Below are 20,051 nucleotides of genomic sequence, written 5' to 3'. Positions count from 1 at the left end.
CTTGGCGCCAAGCAGGTCGACCCCCACTCCGCCTCGCTGCGCTCGGCACCTCTCCCCCGTTCGACGGGGGAGAGGAAAAGAGCTTCGACGGGGGAAAGGAACGGAGTCGCTGAGGAGATGACGAGCGCCCCGATCGCCGCCGGTCTTTCCTCTCCCTCGGGCAGGGCGAGAGGTGCCGAGCGCAGCGAGGCGGAGTGGGGGTGCTTGCGCGAAATCATCTCCCCACCTCAATGATGATGTTCCCATCCCGGTCCGAGCAGGCCCGGTCGCCTGGTTCCAGCACTGTGGTCGCGTCCATCTGCTCGAGGATGGCCGGTCCCAAGATCTCGGCGTCGAGCGGCAGTTTCTCCCTGAGATAGACAGGTGTGTCGTGCCAGCTGCCGTCGAACCACACCGGCCTGATCTCGCGCAGCGCTTCCGCCAGCGTCGCCGCCCGTCCGGCCGGGTCGATCAGGCGACTGAGGTCGACCTCGGGTCGGGCGCCCGTCACCGATGTGTTGAGGTTGACGAGATTGGCGCGGATCTCCGGCAGTTCGACCTTGAAACGGGCGAAATAGGCCTTCTCGAACAGCGCTTGCAACGTCGCGCGGTCGACATCCGCCGAGGGCAGCGGCACGTTGACGATGTGCGTCTGCCCGACGAACTGCATGTCGGCGGAGTGGCTGACGCGAATGCTGTTCGGCCGCACCGCCTCCTGGGCGATCAGCACCTCGCCTGCCGTGCGATGCCCGGCGAGAATGTCCCGCGCCCGCTTCTCGTCGAGCAGCGCGACGGGCTGGTTGACCGTGTTGACGAAGTCGTGGCGCAAATCGGCGACGACGCAGCCGAGCGCATTGGTGATGCCGGGCCGCGCCGGTACCAGCACCCGCGGCAGGCCGAGTTCGCGGGCAAGCGCCGTTGCATGAAGCGGGCCGGCGCCACCGAAGGCAAACAGCGTGAAGTCGCGCGGGTCGTGGCCGCGCGACACCGACACCATGCGGATGGCGCCTGCCATCTTGATGTTGCCGAGCCGGAGCACCGCCCCTGCCGCCGAAATACCATCAAGCCCGGTCGCCTTGCCGATCCTGTCGTCGAAGATCTGGCGCACGGCCTCGGCCGTCACCGGCGCGTCGACTGCGAGCAGCCTTTTCGGGTCGAGCCGCCCGAGCACCAGATTGGCATCGGTGATCGTCGGCTCGGTGCCGCCGCGACCATAGCAGATAGGGCCGGGATTGGCGCCGGCGCTCTCCGGCCCGACCTGGATCAGCCCGGAGGCGTCGACACGCGCGATCGAGCCGCCGCCGGCACCGACTGTGTGCACCGCCACCATCGGCACATGGATCGGCATCGCATATTCGATCTCGATCTCGTTGGAGACCGCGGGCTCGGTATTGAGGATCAGTGCGACGTCGGTCGAGGTGCCGCCCATGTCATAGGTGACGAGATGCCCGAAGCCGGCACGCCGTCCGGTATGGGCTGCGGCGATGACGCCGGAGGCAGGCCCCGACATGACGGTCTTTGCCGCCTCGCGGGTGACGAAGTGCGCCGAGATCATGCCGCCATTGCCGTTCATGATCAGGAAGTCGCGGCCGTAGCCGCGCGTGGCCAGCTCGTCGCGCAGCCGCCCGACATAACGTTCGAGGATCGGCTGCACGGCGGCGTTGACCGAGGCGGTGACCCCGCGTTCGAACTCGCGTGCTTCCGACAGCAGCGAGTGCCCGGTCGTGATGTGGCCATTTGGCCAGGTCTCCGCCGCGATCTCCGCGGCGCGTCGCTCATGCGCAGGGTTGGCGTAGGCATGCAGGAAATGGATGACCAGCGCCTCGCAACCGGCGGCGACCAGCTGGTTGACTGCCTGCCGCACCTCGTTCTCGTCGAGCGGCTCGCGCACCCGCCCCGAGGCTTCGACGCGTTCGGTAACCTCGAACCGGAGATTGCGCGGGATGACAGGCACGAACACGCCGGTCATGCCATAGGGCTGCGGCCGGGTCCGCCTGCCGAGTTCGATCACGTCGCGAAAGCCGCGCGTCGTGATCATGCCGGTTTTGGCCAGCCTGCGCTCGAGGACTGCGTTGGTGGTGGTGGTCGTGCCATGCACGATGAGGTCGATGTCGGCGACGGGAAAGCCTGTTGCGGTGAGCGCTGCGATCACACCATGGGCCTGGTTCTCGACCGTTGTCGGCGTCTTTGCGATGTGGACCGCCCCGCCATCCCTGCCGTCGATCAGCAGCAGGTCGGTGAAGGTCCCCCCGACGTCGATGCCTGCCACGACATTTCCCGCCTCTGCGGGAATATTCTCGTCCATGGACTAATCCCGAAAAGCCCGGACTACGTTCCTGTGCCAGTTTAGAAAGGCGTTTTATGCCACAATCTTGACGCTGATATCATTTGTATACTAATTAATAACCCGAACAAGGTCCCATTATTTGCCTGTATTTCCGCTGCGCGCCGGGTCTGGAAACGTCGCCGCGCCGGGCGAGAGGTTTGATCGATGAACACCGCAGCAGCGCTGAAGACGGCCGAAGCCAAGCCGCTTCAGTTCCCAATCCCTGCCAATGTCTACGCCGAAACGGTGGTTTCGGTGAAACATTACACGGATCGCCTCTTTTCCTTCCGCATCACCCGGCCGCAGTCGCTGCGCTTCCGTTCGGGCGAGTTCGTCATGATCGGCCTGCCCAACGCCGAAAAGCCTGTTTACCGTGCCTATTCGGTGGCAAGTCCGTCCTGGGACGACGAAGTTGAGTTCTTCTCGATCAAGGTGCCGGATGGTCCTCTGACCTCCGAATTGCAGAAGATCGTTCCCGGCGACACGGTCCTGATGCGCCAGAAGTCGACCGGCACGCTGGTGCTCGACGCGCTGACCCCGGGCAAGCGCCTTTTCATGATCTCGACCGGCACCGGCATCGCGCCCTTCGCCAGCCTGCTGCGCGATCCTGATACCTATGAGCGCTACGAGCACGTCTTCCTTACCCACACCTGCCGCGACGTGGCCGAGTTGACCTATGGCCAGGAACTGGTCGCCAATCTCGAAAGCGACCCGCTGATCGGCGAGCTGACCCATGGCCGCGTCACGCTCTACAATTCGACGACGCGTGAGGAATCCGAGCGCATGGGCCGCATCACCGCGCTCATTTCGTCGGGCAAGTTCTACAGCGACCTCGGCATCGACAAGCTCGATCCCGAAACCGACCGCATCATGATCTGCGGCTCGATGCACATGCTGAAGGACGTCAAGGAACTGGCTGAGAGCCTCGGCTTCGTCGAGGGCTCGCTGAATGAGCCGGGCAGCTTCGTCGTCGAGCGCGCCTTCGTCGGCTGACGCTTCCCTCAGTGCCGGATCGCCTGGCGGTCCGGCGTTTTGACCATCCGGTCAAAATAACGCTTCGCCGTTTCGATTTTTCGTCTAACTTCCGCCCCGGGGACTCGTGGAGCATAGCTACACGGGCTATTCTTGTTTTGCCGCGACGAAAGCATGGCTTTCCGTCGACGGCTCTTGAGATGTCGCGCCGACGACAAGGCGTCCGGAGGAAAGGCAGTCACATGAGCGGCGAGCTGCGCGAAGCCGAGAACCCGTCGTCCGCTATTGTGACCCCCTTGCCGGCGCGGCTGGCTGCGAATGTGGCCGACGGGCACGCCATTGCGCGCAATCCCGGCATGGTGCTGGATCTGGGTGTTCTGGAATCGATGCGCAGCGTCAACCGCTCGGCGCTGGAGCGGCGGGTCGGCACGCTGACCAAGCGTCGCTCGATCAAGGCCGACAACCAGGCGGCTTGGCTGCTGCGGTCGATTTCGCTGATGGATCTGACGACGCTCAACTCCAACGACACTGACGAGCGTGTGCGCCGGCTCTGCGCCAAGGCGCTGAACCCGCTGCGCCGCGACCTGACCGAGGCGCTGGGACTGGGTGAGGTGCTGCTCCGGCCGGCGGCGGTCTGCGTCTATCATCCGTTCGTGGCCACCGCCGTGGAAGTGGTGAAGGGGTCGGGTATCCATGTCGCTGCGGTGTCGACGGCCTTTCCGCATGGCCTGGCACCCCTGTCGACACGCCTTGCCGAGATCGAGGCGTCGGTATCGGACGGCGCCGACGAGATCGATGTCGTCATTCCGCGCGGACTGGTATTCGGTGCGAAGTGGCAGGAGCTCTATGACGAGATCAGGCAGATGCGTGCTGCCTGCGGCGAGGCGCATCTGAAGGTCATCCTGGGCACCGGCGATCTGGCGACTTTGCGCAATGTCACGCTGGCCTCGATGGTGGCGATGATGGCGGGTGCCGACTTCATCAAGACCTCGACCGGCAAGGAAAGCGTCAATGCGACGCTGCCCGTCGGCCTCGCCATGGTCAGGGCCATCCGCGCCTATCACGAGCAGACCGGCTACTTCATCGGCTTCAAGCCGGCCGGCGGCATCTCGACGGCAAAAGTCTCGCTCGACTGGCTGGTGCTGATGAAGGAAGAACTTGGCCGGCCCTGGCTCGAACCGGAGCTGTTCCGCTTCGGCGCCTCGAGCCTTTTGACCGACATCGAACGCCAGCTCGAACACCACATCAGCGGCCGCTACTCGGCCAACCACCGCCACGCCATGGCGTGAGACGATGGGCGCGAAAGCAATCGCCGTGGAGCTTCTTCGCACCCCCCTCTGGCCTGCCGGCCATCTCCGCCGCAAGGGGGGAGATTGGCAGCTTCGCCGCTCACACCTTTCCTCCAACCTCGATGATTGGCGGCGACGTCAGCGCAGGCTGATCTCCCCCCTTGCGGGGGAGATGGCCGCCCCTTTGACAAATATGGGGCCAGAGGGGGGTGCGAAGGATCGCCGACCTCGCAACGAATTGCTGGGAACATTCCAATGAACATTCTCGAACGATACCACGCCATGGATTATGCCCCAGCCCCCGAGGCCCGCTCAGAAGCCGATGCCTGGCTTGGGGCCCGCGATTTCTCGAAGGCGCTGTTCATCGCAGGCGACTGGCGCGCCGGCATTGACGGCAAGAGCTTCGACACATCCGATCCCTCAACCGGCAAGCTTCTGGCCAAGGTGTCGGACGCCTCTGCCGCCGACATCGAGACGGCGGTGGCCGCAGCCCGCAAGGCGCTGCCGAAGTGGAGTGCTGCCTCGGGTTATGAGCGCGCAAAAGTGCTTTATGCCATCGGCCGCGCCATGCAGCGCCACCAGCGCCTGTTTGCGGTGCTGGAAAGCCTCGACAACGGCAAGCCGATCCGCGAGAGCCGCGACATCGACGTGCCGCTGGCGATCCGCCACTTCATCCACCATGCCGGCTGGGCCCAGTCGCTGGACCGGGAATTCCCAGGCCGCAAGCCAGCCGGTGTCGTCGGCCAGATCATCCCGTGGAATTTTCCGCTGCTGATGCTGGCCTGGAAGATCGCACCGGCCCTTGCCACCGGCTGCACCGTTGTCCTGAAGCCGGCCGAGTTCACGCCGCTGACGGCAATCTTGTTTGCCGAGATCTGCGAACGCGCCGGTGTGCCCAAGGGCGTGGTCAATATCGTCCAGGGCGGACCCGAGGCAGGGGTGGCGATCGTCAACCATCCCGGCATCGACAAGATCGCGTTTACCGGCTCCTCGGAGGTCGGCAAGATCATCCGCAAGGCAACTGCGGGCTCTGGCAAGAAGCTGTCGCTGGAACTCGGCGGCAAGTCGGCCTTCATCGTCTTCGAAGACGCCGATCTCGACAGCGCCGTCGAGGGACTTGTCGACGGCATCTGGTTCAACCAGGGCCAGGTCTGCTGTGCCGGCTCGCGGCTTCTGGTGCAGGAGAGCGTAGCCGAAGCCTTCATCGCCAAGGTCAAGACACGGATGAGCCGGCTGCGGGTCGGATCTCCGCTCGACAAGAACACCGACATCGGCCCGCTGGTCGACAAGACCCAGCTCGACCGCGTCAGGCGCCTTGTCGAGGAAGGTGCAAGACAGGGTGCCGTCTGCTGGCAGCCCGACCAGGATGTGCCATCATCAGGCTATTATCACCTGCCGACGCTGGCGACGGGTGTTGCGCCCGCCAACATCCTTGCCCAGGAGGAGGTGTTCGGTCCGGTGCTCGCCACCATGAGCTTCCGCAACACCGAAGAGGCGGTCGAACTCGCCAACAACACCCGTTATGGCCTTGCCGCCTCGGTGTGGAGCGAAAACGTCAATCTTGCCTTGCATGTCGCCCCGCAGCTCAAGGCCGGCGTGGTCTGGATCAACGGCACCAACATGTTCGATGCTGCCTGCGGCTTCGGCGGCTACCGCGAGAGTGGCTTTGGCCGCGAGGGCGGGCGCGAGGGGCTGGAGGAATATCTGGCGCCGGGCGAGCCGCATGGCCCGGTCATCAAGCCGTCGGTAGCACCGAAGCAGGCCGCCCGCGACACCAGCGAGAACCAGGCCATCGACCGCACGGCAAAGCTGTTCATCGCAGGCAAGCAGGTGCGCCCCGACGGCAACTATTCGCTGCCGATTCTGACCTCCAAGGGCAAGCTCGCGGGCGAGGTCGGCTTGGGCAGCCGCAAGGACATCCGCGATGCGGTCTCGGCGGCGCGCGCCTGCAAGGCCTGGCCCGAAGCGACCGCCTATAACAGGGCCCAGGTGCTCTACTACCTCGCCGAGAACCTGTCGGGCCGTACGGAAGAGTTTGCTGCCCGCATCGCCGAACTGACCGGTGCTGCCCACAAGGCTGCCAAGTCAGAAGTCGAGGCCTCGATCGAGCGGCTGTTCTATTATGCCGGCATGGCCGACAAGTTCGAGGGCAGGGTGCACCAGCCGCCGGCGCGCACCGTCACGCTTGCCCTGCACGAGCCTGTCGGCGTCATCGGCATCGTTGCCCCTGACGAGGCGCCGCTGCTCGGCCTGATCTCGCTGCTCGCCCCGGCACTTGCCATGGGCAACACCACGGTCGTGGTGCCCTCGGCCGCCGCCCCGCTCGTGGCCACCGACCTCTACCAGGTACTCGAGTATTCAGACGTCCCTGCCGGTGCGATCAACATCGTCACCGGGCATACGGCGGAACTCACAGCCGTGCTTGCCAAGCATGACGACGTCGACGGCCTCTGGGTCGTCGCCGAGGCCGAGATCTGCGCCAAAGCGGAGGCTGAATCGACTGGCAATCTCAAGCGCGTCTGGACCGGGCACGGCCGCAGCCTCGACTGGCCGACCGCCCAGGGCGAAGCCTTCCTCCGCCGCGCCGTCGAGATCAAGAACGTCTGGGTCCCATACGGGGACTGAGGGGAATAGGGGAATAGGGGTTATCGCCTTCCCTTACTCCCTTACTCCCTTACTCCCTTACTCCCTTACTCCCTTGCTCCCTTGCTCCCTTGCTCCCTTGCTCCCTTGCTCCCTTGGCCCTCAGCTTATCTTCGTCAGCAGCTGCAGCAGGGTCTCTGCGTCCTTCGCCGACAGCGGCGACAACGTCTCCTCGGTGATCGTCCGCGCCCGCGGCAGAAGCTCGACAATGAGGCGGTGGCCCTCGTCGGTCAGCTTGACCATCAGGCGCCTTTTGTCGACCTCATGTTTGGCCAGCTGCACCAGCCCGCGTGCCGCGAGCCGGTCGATGACGCCCTTCACGGTCGCCGCATCCATGGCGATCAGGCCGCCCAGCTGGTTCTGCGAGGTTTCGCCGACGTCGCGCAGCTTGGCGAGCGCGGCGAACTGCGGTGGCGTCAGGTCGGCAATATGCGTCGCGAAGATCGCGACGTGACGCTGGTTGGCCTTGCGCAGGACAAAACCGATCTGTCCCTGGACCTGGTAGGTACCTTCGGTGGTTTCGGGGCTCATCGCAAGCCATCCCAGGCCTTGATGTCGGAGGCCTTCAATCCACCCATGCGGTCGTGAATGCGCGGCCCCGAGGTCATGACCAATGCAAAGACGATCTCGTCCGGTCGCGGCCCGTCGGGCACCCCCACTTCCATGGCATCGAAATGGCTGCGCACATAGGCGGCGTTGACATGGCCGATCGGCACGTCGAGCCGCGCGCCGAAAGCACCCAGCTTCTTGGCCGAGGGCACGATCGCCTTGGCTTCGCCAAGCCGCTCGCGCATGGCGTAACCGCCGGGCACATGCCACAGCGCGCCGTGTTCCAGTTCGCCGGCCGAGCCGACAATGGCGCCTTTGCCATAACCGTCGATGGCCTTCGCATCGCCGCCCAGCGCCGCGATCAGCCGGTCGGACAGCATCAGCCCGAGCGGTTTCAGATCCTCCATCGCGCTCTCAAGCTCTTCGACATAGCGGTCGGCGAACGGGTTCTTCACCACCGCAAGCGCTGCCGCTCGTCGTCGGGGGATATGCGCGGGTGGCCCTCCGTCGTGCAGGATTTCCTCGATCGTTACAGCGATCTTCCGGATCGGAAAGTCAGGCATGGACAGGTTCCCCCCTTGTCACACCATCGGTTACGGCAAGCTCATGCGTGCCGCTTATGCGGGTTCGGCCTCCTAGGTATAGAGCTGCAGTCTGGATTGACCCTTGCCGCCGCAAGGATTCGGCCACGGAAAATCCGGCGTCGAGCGCCGCCTCGATGTCGGCGGGGGCAAGCGGCGCGACGTCTGTCGTCACCAGCCGGTCGCCAAGGTCGCTGTCGGGCGCCAGGTCGCATGCTGGCCTGCGGTGGATGGCTGTGTGGCCGGGCAGGTCGACAGCGTTGGCGATCAGCGTCGCCGCAGCATCGGCCGCGGCCGCGTTTACCGCGAGCACCGTTACAGCGTCGGCGATGCCGAGCGAAAAGCTGCGGCCGCGCCAGCCGCTGGTGGCGATGCCGCGCACTGCGTCCTGCCAGTGGATCGTCAGCCTGTCGGCCAGGCCGTGGCCCGTGCCGGCAATCGCCACCGAGAATTCCTGGCCACGGGCGATGTGCAGGGCGATGTCACCGCCATTGTTGACATAGGCGCGCTCGATTGAACGCCCGGCGATCATCGCGGCCATCATCTCGTCGGCGACAGAACCTGCGACGGCGGCCATCGGTGTGATGAACTGCCCAGCCAAAGGCGCGACGGCGGCTTCCATGCGCCGCGCCGTTGGTCCGTCAAAGTCGCGGGGCCTTGACGATGCCGGGCGGCGCAGTTGGGCAAGCTCCTCGACCAGCTCGTCCAGGATGGTCTGGAAGCGTTCCGCCGCCTGTTCGTAAGCGGCGCGCACCTCGCCGGTCTCGCCAAATGCCTCGACGATCAGGTCGATGGGGCCATGATTGAAATGCAGGCGGTGCTTGTCGGGCAGCCAGGAGATTTCGGGTCCATTCATCGCGACCCGCCCGGCGCCGTCAGGCGCAACTGCGCCAGCGGTGGCCAGGGGTTGTCGGTCCCGGCCGCTTCCGTCGCCCGCTCGTTGAGATACTCGCCGCCGCGCGCCAGCACGTCGTCGATGCTCCTGATCTCGCCGTCATAGCCGCCCAGTGCCAGATAGTCGTCGCGCCGCAAGGTGAATTCGATTGGCGCCACCAGGGCCGGTGTCGGCACATAACCGAAAGCGTTGTCGGGCACCCTGAGGACGTCGACCATCAGCGTGATGCCGCCGCCCGGCCAGACATAGACAGGCGCGCCGCCCACCGTCACGTAGGTTCTCAGGCCTTGCACCGAACGTGTCAGGTTGACCGGGTTTTCCGTCACCCCGGCGCGCAGGCTGCCGCCGGCGCCGCCGACGAACAGCACGGTACACAAAGCCGGCTCACAATTGTCCTCGATCAGCCCAACCGACTTGCGCAAGCGGTCCGGGAACGGCTTCTTGACCGGCATCAATTCGTCGTTGAGCTCGTAATAGGCGAACTGCTCGCCCGTCGTCGAAACCATCAGCAGCGACAGGCCGGGCCGCGCGCCTTTCTTGGCATTCCATTCGCCGAGGATCTCGAGCGGGTCGGAGATGCTGGTTCCACCCCAGCCGAGGCCGGGCTCCGACACCTTGAAATAACGCCCCGGCGTCGAGCGGCGGCCGAGGATCTTAATGCCGGTCTCCTCCCAGCCAAGCACCTTGCCGGCCTGGTGCTCGGAGACGACGCCAGTGATGTGGTCGTCGACGACAACCACCTCGTCAACGAGCCCGCGCCATTGCGTGGCGAACATGCCTATGGTCGCCGAGCCACAGCCGACGCGCATGCGGTGTTCGGTCGTGCCATCGATGACCGGCGGCTTGCCGGCCTCGACCACGATGGCGGCGCCGCCGTCGATGCTCAGCTCGACGGGCTTCTTGTTGCAGAGGTCGAGCAGCACCGCGCAGGTCACCCGGCCTTCGCTCTTCGAGCCGCCGGTCAAATGGTGGACGCCACCGAGCGACAGCATCTGCGAGCCGTATTCGCCCGTCGTCACATGGCCGATGGCCTCGCCCTGGGCACGCACCGTCGCCGTCTCGGGGCCGAGATGGCGGTCGGTGTCGATCTTCACCTTGACGCCGCAATAGGAGAAGATGCCCTCGGTGACAACGGTGACTAGATCGACGCCTGCGAGCTGCTGGCTGACGATGAACGGTGCCGGCTTGTAGTCGGGATAGGTGGTGCCGGCACCGATGGCGGTAACGAAGCGCCGCCCGGTGTTGACCAGTTCGCCATCCCACGCCTCGCCGCTGAAAGGCACCACGGAATTGCCGCTTTCGACCGCGAAATCGAGCACGCGGACTGGGTCGGCGCGCACGATCATGCCGCCGAAATTGCCATAGCGGTCGCAGGCGCCGGTGTGCCCTTCGGCGATGTAGCACATCACGGGGCAGGCATCGCAGCGCAGCTTTTCGCCCGCCTGCCTGTCGCCGGCCGGGTGTGTCTCGAAACGCTCGGAAAGCTCGTTCATCGACGTGCCTCCTCGATTGCGGCCAGGATTCGCGACGGCGTTGCCGGCACCTTGGTGATCGCCACGCCGATGGCGTGGCGGATGGCGTTGAGGATGGCGGGCGCCGTCGGGATCAGCACATGCTCGCCCAAACCCTTGGCGCCAAAGGGTCCTTCCGGGTCCGGAACTTCCACCAGTATGGTTTCTATCGGCGGCACGTCACCGATCGTCGGGATCAGGTAGTCGTGCAGGTTCTCGGTACGGCCGGGAATGTACTCTTCCATCAGCGCCATGCCGATGCCCTGGGCGATGCCGCCCTCGATCTGGCCTTCGGCAAGCAGCGGGTTGATCGCCCGGCCGACATCATGCGCCGCGGTGATCTTGATCAGCTTCACGGTGCCAAGCCTCATGTCGACCTCAAGCTCGGCGATCTGCGCGCCATAGCCGTAGACGGCATAAGGTTTGCCTTGGCCCTTGGCATCGAGCGTCGTCGTCGGCGGGTCGTAGCTTTCCTCGGCGGCGAAGACAAGGCCGTCCTTGTCCACTTCGAGCAACGTCAGATCGATGCGCCGCCGCTCGCCGCCCTCATGCACCAGGAGCAGTCCGCCCGGCAAAAGCTGCAGCGACGCTTTGGCCGAGACATTGGCAAAGCGCAGGATGCCGTCTCGCAAGGCTTTCGCGGACTTTTCCGCCGCTTTTCCCGAGACATAGGTCTGGCGCGACGCCGAGGTCTTGCCCGCATCGGGTGTAACAGCCGTATCGGCACTTCGAAGCACGAAATCGCCGAGCGGCAGGCCCAGCGCGTCGGCGGCGATCTGGGCGATGACGGTGTTGGCGCCCTGGCCGATGTCGACCGCGCCCTGGTGCAGCACGACCTTGCCTTCGGGTGAGATGCCCAGCTTGATTGTCGAGGGGTTGGGCAAAGACGTGTTGCCGCAGCCATACCAGCACGAGGCGATTCCGACGCCGCGCTTGATCTTGCCGTTGGCCGCGTTGAAAGCGTCGGCTTCGGCCAGCGCGCGTGTCCAGCGCAGGCTCAGCGCCTCGAGGCAGTCGCCGATGCCGACACCGGTGTCGAGCCGCTGCCCGGTCACCGTTTCGGAGCCGTTTCGAAGAGCATTTTTCAAGCGTATTTGCAACCGGTCGAGGCCAAGCTTGTCGGCCAGTTGGTCGAGCAGCGTCTCTTGCATCAGGGTAGCCTGCGGCACGCCGAAACCACGGAACGCGCCCGACACCGGGCCATTGGTGTGGATGGCGCGAGCGATGGCGCGGTAATGCGGCGTGGCATAGGGCCCGGAGGCATGCACCGGCACGCGATTGGCGACGGTCGGGCCGAAGCTGGCATAGGCACCGGTGTTGAACTCGCCATCGAACACCATGCCGCGAATGGTGCCGTCGGCATTGGCGCCGATTGTTGCCTTCATCGCGGCCGGATGGCGCTTCGTCGTCGAGGCCATCGATTCGGTGCGGCTATAGGCAAGGGCTGCCGGGCGCCCTGTCTTCAGTGCCACCAGCCCTATGAGCGGTTGCAGCGAAACGTCGATCTTGGAGCCAAAGCCGCCGCCGGTCGCCGTCGGCAGGATACGCACTTTTTCCACCGCGAGACCAAGGATACGCGCCGTGTCGTCGCGATCCAGATGCGGTGCCTGAGTGCAGGCGGCGATCGTCAGCGTATCGCTGTCCATCAATGCATAGCCGGCTTCGGGTTCGATGTAGGCGTGCTCGACATAGGAGGTCTGCATGCTGCTGGAGACCACGCATGCGGCCTGCGCCAGGGCACTTTCCGGCTCGCCGCGCTCGACAAGGCCGCGCACCAGCAGGTTGTCGGGTCGGTTGGCATGGACCAGCACTGCGCCTTGCGCCTGGGAAGTGGCCGGCTCCAGTGCTGCCGGCAACTCGCGCCAGGTGATGGGGAAAGACGTCACATCCAGGTCGCGCGCCGCCCAGCCTTCGCAAGCGACAAGCGCCACCGCCTCGCCACGGAAACGTGTCTCGCTCTCGGCCAGTGCCGGCTGGTCGGCAAAAGGCGGGATAACGCCGAAGCTGTTGATGCCGGGGATGTCGCCGGCGGTGAAAACCGCAACGATGCCCGCATTGCCTGCGACGTAGGCGTCGAGGTCGCCGAACGAGAATGCGGCTCGGTGATGCGGCGAGCGGATCACCAGCACCGACAACGCATCGGCGGGAAATGAATCGCCGCCGAATCTTTCGCTGCCAATCACCTTCGGGATGCCGTCGAGCCTGATGGGCGAGGCGCCTACGGCCGAACCAGCCGGGGGCATGCGAAAATCAAGGGATGGTGGCAGCATAAAGTGCCATGCCTCCATCACCGCCTCGACGATCTTGCGATAGCCGGTGCAGCGGCACAGGACCCCGCCGAGCGCGTCCTGGACCTGTTGTTCGCTTGGGCGCGGCTCCCGTTCCAGCAACGCAGTTGCCGTCACAAGCAGTCCGGGCGTGCAGAAACCGCATTGCGCGGCGCCATGTGCCAGGAACGACGCCTGCAGCGCCGAGAGGTCGCTGCCCCGCAGCCCTTCCACGGTGCGGATCGAAGCGCCTTCGACCGAGGCCATCGGCAGCAGGCAGGCGCAGACGGGCTCGCCGCCGAGCAGCACGGTGCAGGCGCCGCAATCGCCGGCATCGCAGCCGACCTTGGTGCCCGTCAGCCTGAGGTCGTCGCGCAGTACCGACGACAGGCGCCGCATCGGCGCAGCGGACACCGACACGGAGGCGCCGTTGACAGTGAAGCTGATCGGCGCCCGGTCGGTTTTCATGCCGCCGTCCGTCTCTGCGAGCCATGCGTTGCAAGCAGAAGCGCCCGCGCCACGATTTCGCGCGCAGCACTTCGCCTGTATCCGGCACTGCCGCGCACATCGTCGATTGGTGACAATTCATCCAATCCGGCAGCTTGCACCGCGGCTTCGGCGACCTCCGGCCTATGCCCGACAAGTGCTGCTTCCAGCGCGTGCAGCCGTCGCGCCACGGCCGAGCACGACCCCACCGAAATCGCCGCGCTTGCGATCCGCGCGTCCGTACCGAGCACGACCCTGGCCGCCGCCATGGCGATCGAAATGACCAGATAGCGCCGCGCACCCAGTTTGACGAAGGCCGAGCCGCCGCCAGTGCTGGCCTTGGGAATGCGCAGCGCCGTCACCAGCTCGTCCTCGCGCAGCTTGGTTCGGCGGTTGCCTATGATGAACGCGCCAAGCGGCAAAATGCGCATCTCGTGGCGCGACCGCAGCTCGACCTCGGCGTCGAGGATCATCAGCGCCGGTACCCCATCGGCGGCCGGTGAGGCGTTGCATATGTTGCCGGCTATCGACGCGACGTGCTGAATCTGGATCGAGCCAATTTCGCGCGCCGCCTGCTTCAGCGCGTCGAAGGCCGGCGGCAGCGGCGCCTGGATGATCTCGGTCCAACTGGTGCGCGCACCAATGACGAAGTGATTGTCGCTTTCGGTGATGCCGCGCAGTGCGCCGATGTCATTGATATCGATTACATCGAAATAGAGAGGCCGGTTGCCAAGAGCGGGGTAAACGTCCGTCGCACCCGCCAACACTCGCCAAGAGCCCTCGCTGAGCAGCGCCAGCGCCTCGTCGAGTGACTTGGGTTTCGCGTAACGGGTCACGCAATGCCTCCCGGCTGTTGCCGGACATTTTCATTCGTACACAAGTGATAACCTGCCGCGATCTTTTGTCAAAGCCTGGCTTTACTTCGCCGGATCACTTGCCGGTGGGCGCATGGCGGCCAAGTTGAAGGTTGACGCCGGCCGCCATCTGGTCGAATTTCGGCGGCCCGCCAGCACGGCGGTATCAGAAACGAGTTGGGGACATCATGGCTACGGACGCGCTCGTCGTCGTCGATCTGCAAAACGACTTCTGCCCTGGCGGCGCGCTTGCCGTGAATGGGGGCGACGAGATCATCCCGCTTGTCAATGACCTGATCCGCCACAGCGAGCACGTGCTGCTTACCCAGGATTGGCATCCGGCCGGTCATTCGAGCTTCGCCTCGAGCCATCCCGGCAAGCAGCCTTTCGAAAGTGTCCGCATGTCCTATGGCCCCCAAACGCTGTGGCCGGATCACTGCATTCAGGGCAGCCGCGGCGCCGATTTCCATTCCGGCCTTGCCTGGTCCAAGGCCGAACTGGTTATCCGCAAGGGGTTTCGTCCGAACATTGACAGCTACTCGGCGTTTTTCGAGAACGACCGCTTCACGCCGACGGGCCTTGCCGGATACCTGCGCGAGCGCGACGTCGCCTCGATCACGCTTGTCGGCCTCGCCACCGATTTCTGCGTCGCCTATTCGGCGCTTGATGCGGTCAAGCATGGCTTCGCCACCACGGTGCGGCTCGATGCGTGCCGCGCGATCGATCTGGGCGGTTCCCTCGACTCGATGATCGGCAAGATGCGTGACGCCGGCGTCAAGCTGGTCTGATTTCCTGACTTTGGCAGCATCAGACGTTGCGGTCACCAATTCGAACACAATGCCCGGCGTAAACGCCGGTTCCGAGGGGACGGCATGAAGGGTTCGCGTATTGCGGCAGCGTCTCTGGCGCTGGCCTGCCTGCTGGCGAGTGCAAGCACCGCGCTGGCTGCCGAGCAGGGATTGCCCGGGGCGACGATGTCGTTGGTGTGGGCACTGCCGTTTGCGGGATTGCTGCTCTCCATCGCCACCGGGCCGCTGCTTTATCCGCACCTCTGGGAGCAGCACTACGGCAAGATCACAGCCGGCTGGGCGGCGCTGGTGGTGGTGCCGATGGCGCTGTCTTTCGGCTTCGACATCTCAGTCGAGGCCGTGCTGCACACGCTGCTGCTCGAATACATGTCCTTCATCATTCTTTTGTTTGCCCTTTTCACCATCTCGGGCGGCATCCTGGTGGCAGGCAACATCCAGGGCACGCCGCTCATCAATGCCGGCCTTCTGGTCATTGGCGCGTTGCTGGCCTCCGTCGTCGGCACCACCGGCGCGTCGATGATCATGATCCGGCCGGTGATCCGCGCCAACGACAACCGGCCGTTTAACGCCCATGTCATCGTCTTCTTCATCTTCCTGGTGTCCAACATCGGCGGCTCGCTGACGCCGCTCGGCGACCCACCGCTGTTCGTCGGCTTTCTGCGCGGCGTAGACTTCTTCTGGACCACCGTCCATCTCTGGCGCGAGGCGCTGTTGGTCGGCGGCATCGTGCTGGCCGCCTTCCTCGCCGTCGATTGGCACTTTCACCGGCGCGAGTCCGGGCAGCCCAAGGTCAAGGACCCGACACCACATTCGAAGGTGCGCATCCGCGGACTTGCCAATATCGCTTTGCTCGCCGGTGTCATCGCCGCGATCCTGATGTCGGCGTCATGGAAGCCCGGCGTCGCGTTCTCCGTCTACGGCGTCCATGTCGAACTTCAGAACCTCGTCCGTGACGCCATCATCCTGGCATTGGCCTTCGTGTCACTGGCGGTCACCCGCAAGGAATACCGCGCCGCCAACGGGTTTTCATGGGGTCCTATTCTCGAAGTGGCCAAGCTGTTTGCCGGCATCTTCGTTTGCATCGTGCCCGTCATCGCCATCCTGCGCGCCGGGCTAGATGGGGCTTTCGCGCCGCTGGTGGCGCTGGTCACCGGACCGGGCGGCGAGCCTGACAACCTCGCCTATTTCTGGCTGACGGGCGTGCTGTCGTCCTTCCTCGACAATGCGCCGACCTATCTCGTCTTCTTCGAGCTTGCCGGCGGAGACCCACAGGCGCTGATGACGACCTTTGCCACAACACTGGTGGCGATCTCGGCCGGCGCCGTGTTCATGGGCGCCAACACCTATATCGGCAATGCGCCGAACTTCATGGTCTACGCCATCGCCCGGGAAAGCGGGGTCAGGATGCCCGGCTTTTTCGGCTACATGCTGTGGTCGAGCGCGATGCTGATCCCGACCTTCCTGATCGCGGGGTTTGTGTTCTTCGCCTAACCCACGCCGACATAGCGCCTGACCAGCCCAGGATCCTCGCGCAGCCGCCCCACGTCCACCGTCTCGCGGTTGCGACCGTTCTCAATGAAGGCGACGCGATCGGCGACGGGCAGCACGGCGTCGACGCGCTGTTCGACGAGAATGGTCGAGACATCGCGCTCGCGCAGCCTGGCCACGGTTTCGCGGATATTGGCGATCATCGACGGCATCAGCCCTTCGGTCGGCTCGTCGAGCAGCAGGACCTCGGGTTCAACACACAGCGCGCGCGCCATGGCCAGCATCTGCTGCTCGCCGCCCGACAACGTGCCGGAACGCTGCTTCAGCCGGTCGCGCAACAGCGGGAACAGGTCGAGCACGCTGTCGCGCACCGCCTTGCCCCTCTTGCGGGTCATCAGGCCGATCTCGATGTTTTCGGCGACGGTCAGCTCGGCAAACAGCCGGCGCCCTTGCGGCACATAAGCCACACCCGCCTTTGGCACCTCGTGCGCAGGGAGCTCGGTCAGCACGCGTTCGCCCAGCCTGATCGAGCCCGCACGCGCCGGCACCAGCCCCATGATCGCCTTCAGCGTCGTGGTCTTGCCGGCGCCGTTACGGCCGAGCAGGCACAGCACCTCGCCCTTGCGCAGTTCGAGGTCGAGGCCGTGCAGCACCTGCACTTCGCCGTAAAAGCAGTCGAGGCCTGATATCGTCAGCGCCGCATTCATGCTTCGGCCTCCTGAGCGGTGCCAAGATAGGCTTCTTGCACGGCGGCGTTGGCGCGGATCTCGGCCGGGCTGCCTTCGGCGAGGATCCTGCCGGCATTGAACACGCTGATGCGACGGGCCAGCGCCATGACAACGGGCATGTTGTGCTCGATCAGCAGGATGGTGGCGTCACGGGCGATCTCGCGGGCCAGGGCGATGAAGTTCTCGATCTCGCCGTCCGACAGGCCCTGCGTCGGTTCGTCGAGAATGAGCAGACGCGGCCTGAGCGCCAGGCCCATGGCCACCTCGAGCAGCCGCTGGTGGCCATAGGCCAGAGTGCCGGCCTGCTCATGCGCGCGGCCAGCGAGGCCGACGCGCTCCAGCGCCTCCATCGCCCCTTGCCGCACCGCGCCGCGCGACCGGCCGTCGGTCAGTGTGCGCTGTACCGGCAGGGCGACGTTGTCGTAGGCGCTGAGATTGGCGAAGACGCTGGTGATCTGGAAGGTGTAGGCGATGCCGCGCCGGACCCGCAGATGCGCCGGCATGGCGGTGATATCCTCGCCGTCGAAGACGATACTGCCTGAGGTCGGTGCGTAGCGGCCGCAGACGAGGCTGACGAAAGTGGTCTTGCCGGCGCCGTTGGGGCCGATCACCGCCCTGATCTCGCCCGGCTCAAGCGAGAAGTCGACATTGTCGACGGCGCGCAGGCCGCCGAAATGACGCGACAGACCCTTGGTGGTCAGAAGCGCCGTCACGGCAGCCACCCGAGCCAGCGGTCGCGCAGCGTGCCGAGAACGCCCTTGCGGAACCAGAGCACCAACAGGATCAGCATTGCGCCGACAATAAGCATGTAGGCCGAGGTGTAGCTGCTGGTGATGTCGATCACGTAGTACATGAACAATGTGCCGAGCAGCGGCCCGAGTGTGGTCGCGGCACCGCCGAGCAGCACCCAGAGCAGTGGCAGGATCGAATATTGCACCGAGGCAAATGTCGAGCCGACATAGCCGAACAACAGGGCATAGGCCGCCCCGGCCGCGGCACAGATGACGCCCGAGGTGACGACTGCCGCCAGCTTGTTGGCGAAGGTGTCGTAGCCAAGCATCTTCGCGCGCTCTCCGTTTTCGCGGATCGCGACCAGCACACGGCCGTGGCGCGAGCGGACGATGGCGAGCGTGGCGAACAGGGCAGCGGCAAACAGCGCCACTGCCGAGAGATAGCGCGTCGCCGGGTTGGTCAGGTCGAGCGTGCCGGTTCCCAAAGTGATCTGCCGCGCCTGCTGCTGCAGCACCAGCCCCTCGTCGCCGCGCGTCCATGCGCCGAAATAGAGTGTTACGAGATAAAACACCTGGGCAAACATCATGGTCACGATCATGAAGGCGACACCCGAAGTCCGGAGCGCCAGCAGGCCGACAATCAGCGACACGAGGAAGCCCGCGCCGACGCCACCGGCAAAGGCCGACACCACGCCCCAGCCAAGATGATAGAGCGGCAGCCCGGCGCCATAGAGCCCGGCGGCGAAGAACATGGCGTGGCCGAGGCTCAAGAGCCCGACATAACCGAACAGAAGGTTGTAGCCCATGGCGAAGATGGCCAGCACCAGCACCCGCGCCAGAACGCCATGGTGGTATTCGGGCAGGATGTAGTTGAGCGCGACGAGCAGGGCGATGACCACTGCATGCAACGCGTAGACCCTGGCCGTCGCCCCGTCGCCGCTCATTTTGTCGCCGTTCCGAACAGGCCCTGCGGCCGGAACACCAGCACCATGGCGACGACGAGCGTGGCGATGATCTTGGCCAGGGTCGGCGAGAAGAACACCGAGATGATGCCGTCGGATACGCCGATGAGAAGGGCGGCAATGACGGTGCCGCGCAGCGAGCCCAGCCCGCCGATGATGACGACGATGAACGACAGCAACAGCGGGTCGAGACCCATCAAATAATGCGCCTGCTGGATCGGCACGATCAGCACGGCGGCGATTGCCGCGAGCATCGCGCCAAGCGCGAACACCGCGCCATAGACGCGTCCGACCGGGATGCCGAAGGCCTGAGCGGTCTCACGGTCGTATTGAGTCGCCCGCATGACAAGGCCGATCCTCGTGCGGGTCAGCACCAGCCAGGTGGCAAGCAGCAAAAGCGCCGATGCGGCGATGATCGACAGCTTGTAGCCGGAGTAGCCGAACCAGGGCAGCTGGATTCGGACGTTGAAGGGCGGCGTCACCGGCCGCGCCTCGGGGCCGTAGAAGGTCAGAGCCAGCTGCTGGATGATGTAGAGCAGGCCGATGGTGGCGACAATGGTGGCTTCCGGGTTGTAGTCGAGCCGGCGCAGGACAAGCCGCTCAGATATCCAGGCGATGAAGCCGACGATCAGCGGCGCCAGCACCAGGGCTGCGGCGAAGCCGAGAGCTGGGTGTCCACCAACGGCTGTGGTGATCGCCCATGCGAGCACGGCGCCGAGCATGAAGAATTCGCCATGCGCGACATTGACGATGCGCATCACGCCGAACACCAGCGACAGGCCAAGCGCTGTCAGCGCCAGCACTGCCGAGGTGACCAGGCCTTCGAGCGTGGCAAGCAGGAGATGCGGGAAGAAGGCCACTAGCCAACCCACCTGGGTTGCGCTTCGTCGCACCCCCCTCTGGCCTGCCGGCCATTTCCGCCACAAGGGGGGAGATCAGCTGACGCTGATATCTGCGCCAACCACGGACGGTGCAAGATGG

General features: G+C 65.1%; 16 protein-coding genes. 5 read left to right on the top strand and 11 right to left on the bottom strand.

The features are described 5' to 3' along the window. Nucleotides 1–214 precede the first annotated feature (214 nt). A complete protein-coding gene (locus H5P29_RS02800) occupies nt 215–2,284 on the bottom strand; it encodes a hydantoinase/oxoprolinase family protein (protein WP_154385898.1) in 2,070 nt (689 codons plus the stop codon). 186 nt (nt 2,285–2,470) lie between these two features. Here H5P29_RS02800 and H5P29_RS02795 point away from each other — a divergent pair, with 186 nt between their 5' ends. From H5P29_RS02795 to H5P29_RS02785, 3 genes are all read left to right on the top strand, one after another. Next, a complete protein-coding gene (locus tag H5P29_RS02795) occupies nt 2,471–3,298 on the top strand; it encodes a ferredoxin--NADP reductase (protein ID WP_067955244.1) in 828 nt (275 codons plus the stop codon). Between the two features lie 221 nt (nt 3,299–3,519). Beyond that, nucleotides 3,520–4,566 carry a deoxyribose-phosphate aldolase gene (gene deoC / locus H5P29_RS02790; protein ID WP_154385899.1) on the top strand — a complete coding sequence of 349 codons (1,047 nt, stop codon included), beginning with the start codon at nt 3,520–3,522 and terminating at the stop codon, nt 4,564–4,566. 255 nt (nt 4,567–4,821) lie between these two features. Beyond that, nucleotides 4,822–7,191: an aldehyde dehydrogenase family protein gene (locus H5P29_RS02785; protein ID WP_185910232.1), complete on the top strand. Its 2,370-nt coding sequence runs from the start codon at nt 4,822–4,824 to the stop codon at nt 7,189–7,191. A 120-nt stretch (nt 7,192–7,311) separates the two neighbouring features. On the opposite strand, the gene H5P29_RS02780 is transcribed toward H5P29_RS02785, so the two are convergent. Genes H5P29_RS02780 through H5P29_RS02755 form a run of 6 tightly spaced genes read right to left on the bottom strand, consistent with a single transcriptional unit; the run spans nt 7,312 to nt 14,334 of the window. Further along, entirely contained in the window at nt 7,312–7,740 is a 429-nt protein-coding gene (locus H5P29_RS02780) for a MarR family winged helix-turn-helix transcriptional regulator (protein WP_067955239.1), read from the bottom strand. Beyond that, nucleotides 7,737–8,321 carry an amino acid synthesis family protein gene (locus H5P29_RS02775; protein WP_067955236.1) on the bottom strand — a complete coding sequence of 195 codons (585 nt, stop codon included), beginning with the start codon at nt 8,319–8,321 and terminating at the stop codon, nt 7,737–7,739. Before H5P29_RS02775 ends, H5P29_RS02780 begins: the two co-directional genes overlap by 4 nt. Further along, nucleotides 8,314–9,195, bottom strand: coding sequence for a UPF0280 family protein (locus tag H5P29_RS02770; protein ID WP_067955234.1), 882 nt, complete (start codon nt 9,193–9,195; stop codon nt 8,314–8,316). Before H5P29_RS02770 ends, H5P29_RS02775 begins: the two co-directional genes overlap by 8 nt. Beyond that, complete coding sequence (locus H5P29_RS02765; protein WP_154385741.1) at nt 9,192–10,727, bottom strand: 6-hydroxynicotinate reductase; 1,536 nt, start codon at nt 10,725–10,727, stop codon at nt 9,192–9,194. Before H5P29_RS02765 ends, H5P29_RS02770 begins: the two co-directional genes overlap by 4 nt. Continuing rightward, complete coding sequence (locus H5P29_RS02760) at nt 10,724–13,480, bottom strand: molybdopterin-dependent oxidoreductase (protein WP_154385742.1); 2,757 nt, start codon at nt 13,478–13,480, stop codon at nt 10,724–10,726. Before H5P29_RS02760 ends, H5P29_RS02765 begins: the two co-directional genes overlap by 4 nt. After that, nucleotides 13,477–14,334 (bottom strand): xanthine dehydrogenase family protein subunit M, encoded by an 858-nt coding sequence (locus H5P29_RS02755; RefSeq protein WP_185910231.1) that lies wholly within the window; start codon nt 14,332–14,334, stop codon nt 13,477–13,479. The genes H5P29_RS02760 and H5P29_RS02755 overlap by 4 nt, the downstream gene beginning before the upstream one ends. Nucleotides 14,335–14,540: 206 nt before the next feature. Here H5P29_RS02755 and pncA point away from each other — a divergent pair, with 206 nt between their 5' ends. Both pncA and H5P29_RS02745 read left to right on the top strand, forming a co-directional pair. Next, nucleotides 14,541–15,140, top strand: a complete 600-nt coding sequence (gene pncA, locus H5P29_RS02750; RefSeq protein WP_067955228.1) for a bifunctional nicotinamidase/pyrazinamidase — start codon at nt 14,541–14,543, stop codon at nt 15,138–15,140. 84 nt (nt 15,141–15,224) lie between these two features. Beyond that, nucleotides 15,225–16,652 (top strand): sodium:proton antiporter, encoded by a 1,428-nt coding sequence (locus H5P29_RS02745; RefSeq protein ID WP_154385743.1) that lies wholly within the window; start codon nt 15,225–15,227, stop codon nt 16,650–16,652. Here the strand turns inward: H5P29_RS02745 and H5P29_RS02740 are convergent. The 4 genes from H5P29_RS02740 to H5P29_RS02725 are packed head-to-tail and all read right to left on the bottom strand — an operon-like array spanning nt 16,649 to nt 19,930. Then, nucleotides 16,649–17,356: an ABC transporter ATP-binding protein gene (locus tag H5P29_RS02740; RefSeq protein ID WP_154385744.1), complete on the bottom strand. Its 708-nt coding sequence runs from the start codon at nt 17,354–17,356 to the stop codon at nt 16,649–16,651. The two genes, H5P29_RS02745 and H5P29_RS02740, sit on opposite strands and share 4 nt — an antisense overlap. Continuing rightward, entirely contained in the window at nt 17,353–18,090 is a 738-nt protein-coding gene (locus H5P29_RS02735; RefSeq protein WP_067965817.1) for an ABC transporter ATP-binding protein, read from the bottom strand. Before H5P29_RS02735 ends, H5P29_RS02740 begins: the two co-directional genes overlap by 4 nt. Beyond that, on the bottom strand, nt 18,087–19,052 hold the full coding sequence (locus H5P29_RS02730; RefSeq protein ID WP_154385745.1) for a branched-chain amino acid ABC transporter permease: 966 nt from the start codon (nt 19,050–19,052) through the stop codon (nt 18,087–18,089). Before H5P29_RS02730 ends, H5P29_RS02735 begins: the two co-directional genes overlap by 4 nt. Beyond that, entirely contained in the window at nt 19,049–19,930 is an 882-nt protein-coding gene (locus tag H5P29_RS02725; protein ID WP_067955222.1) for a branched-chain amino acid ABC transporter permease, read from the bottom strand. Before H5P29_RS02725 ends, H5P29_RS02730 begins: the two co-directional genes overlap by 4 nt. Nucleotides 19,931–20,051 lie beyond the last annotated feature (121 nt).

This window comes from Aminobacter sp. MDW-2 (assembly GCF_014250155.1).
In the GTDB taxonomy this organism is placed as follows: Bacteria; Pseudomonadota; Alphaproteobacteria; order Rhizobiales; family Rhizobiaceae; genus Aminobacter; species Aminobacter ciceronei.
The sequence above is the reverse complement of the archived record's forward strand: the minus strand, read 5'-3'. Positions and strand labels throughout refer to the sequence as shown.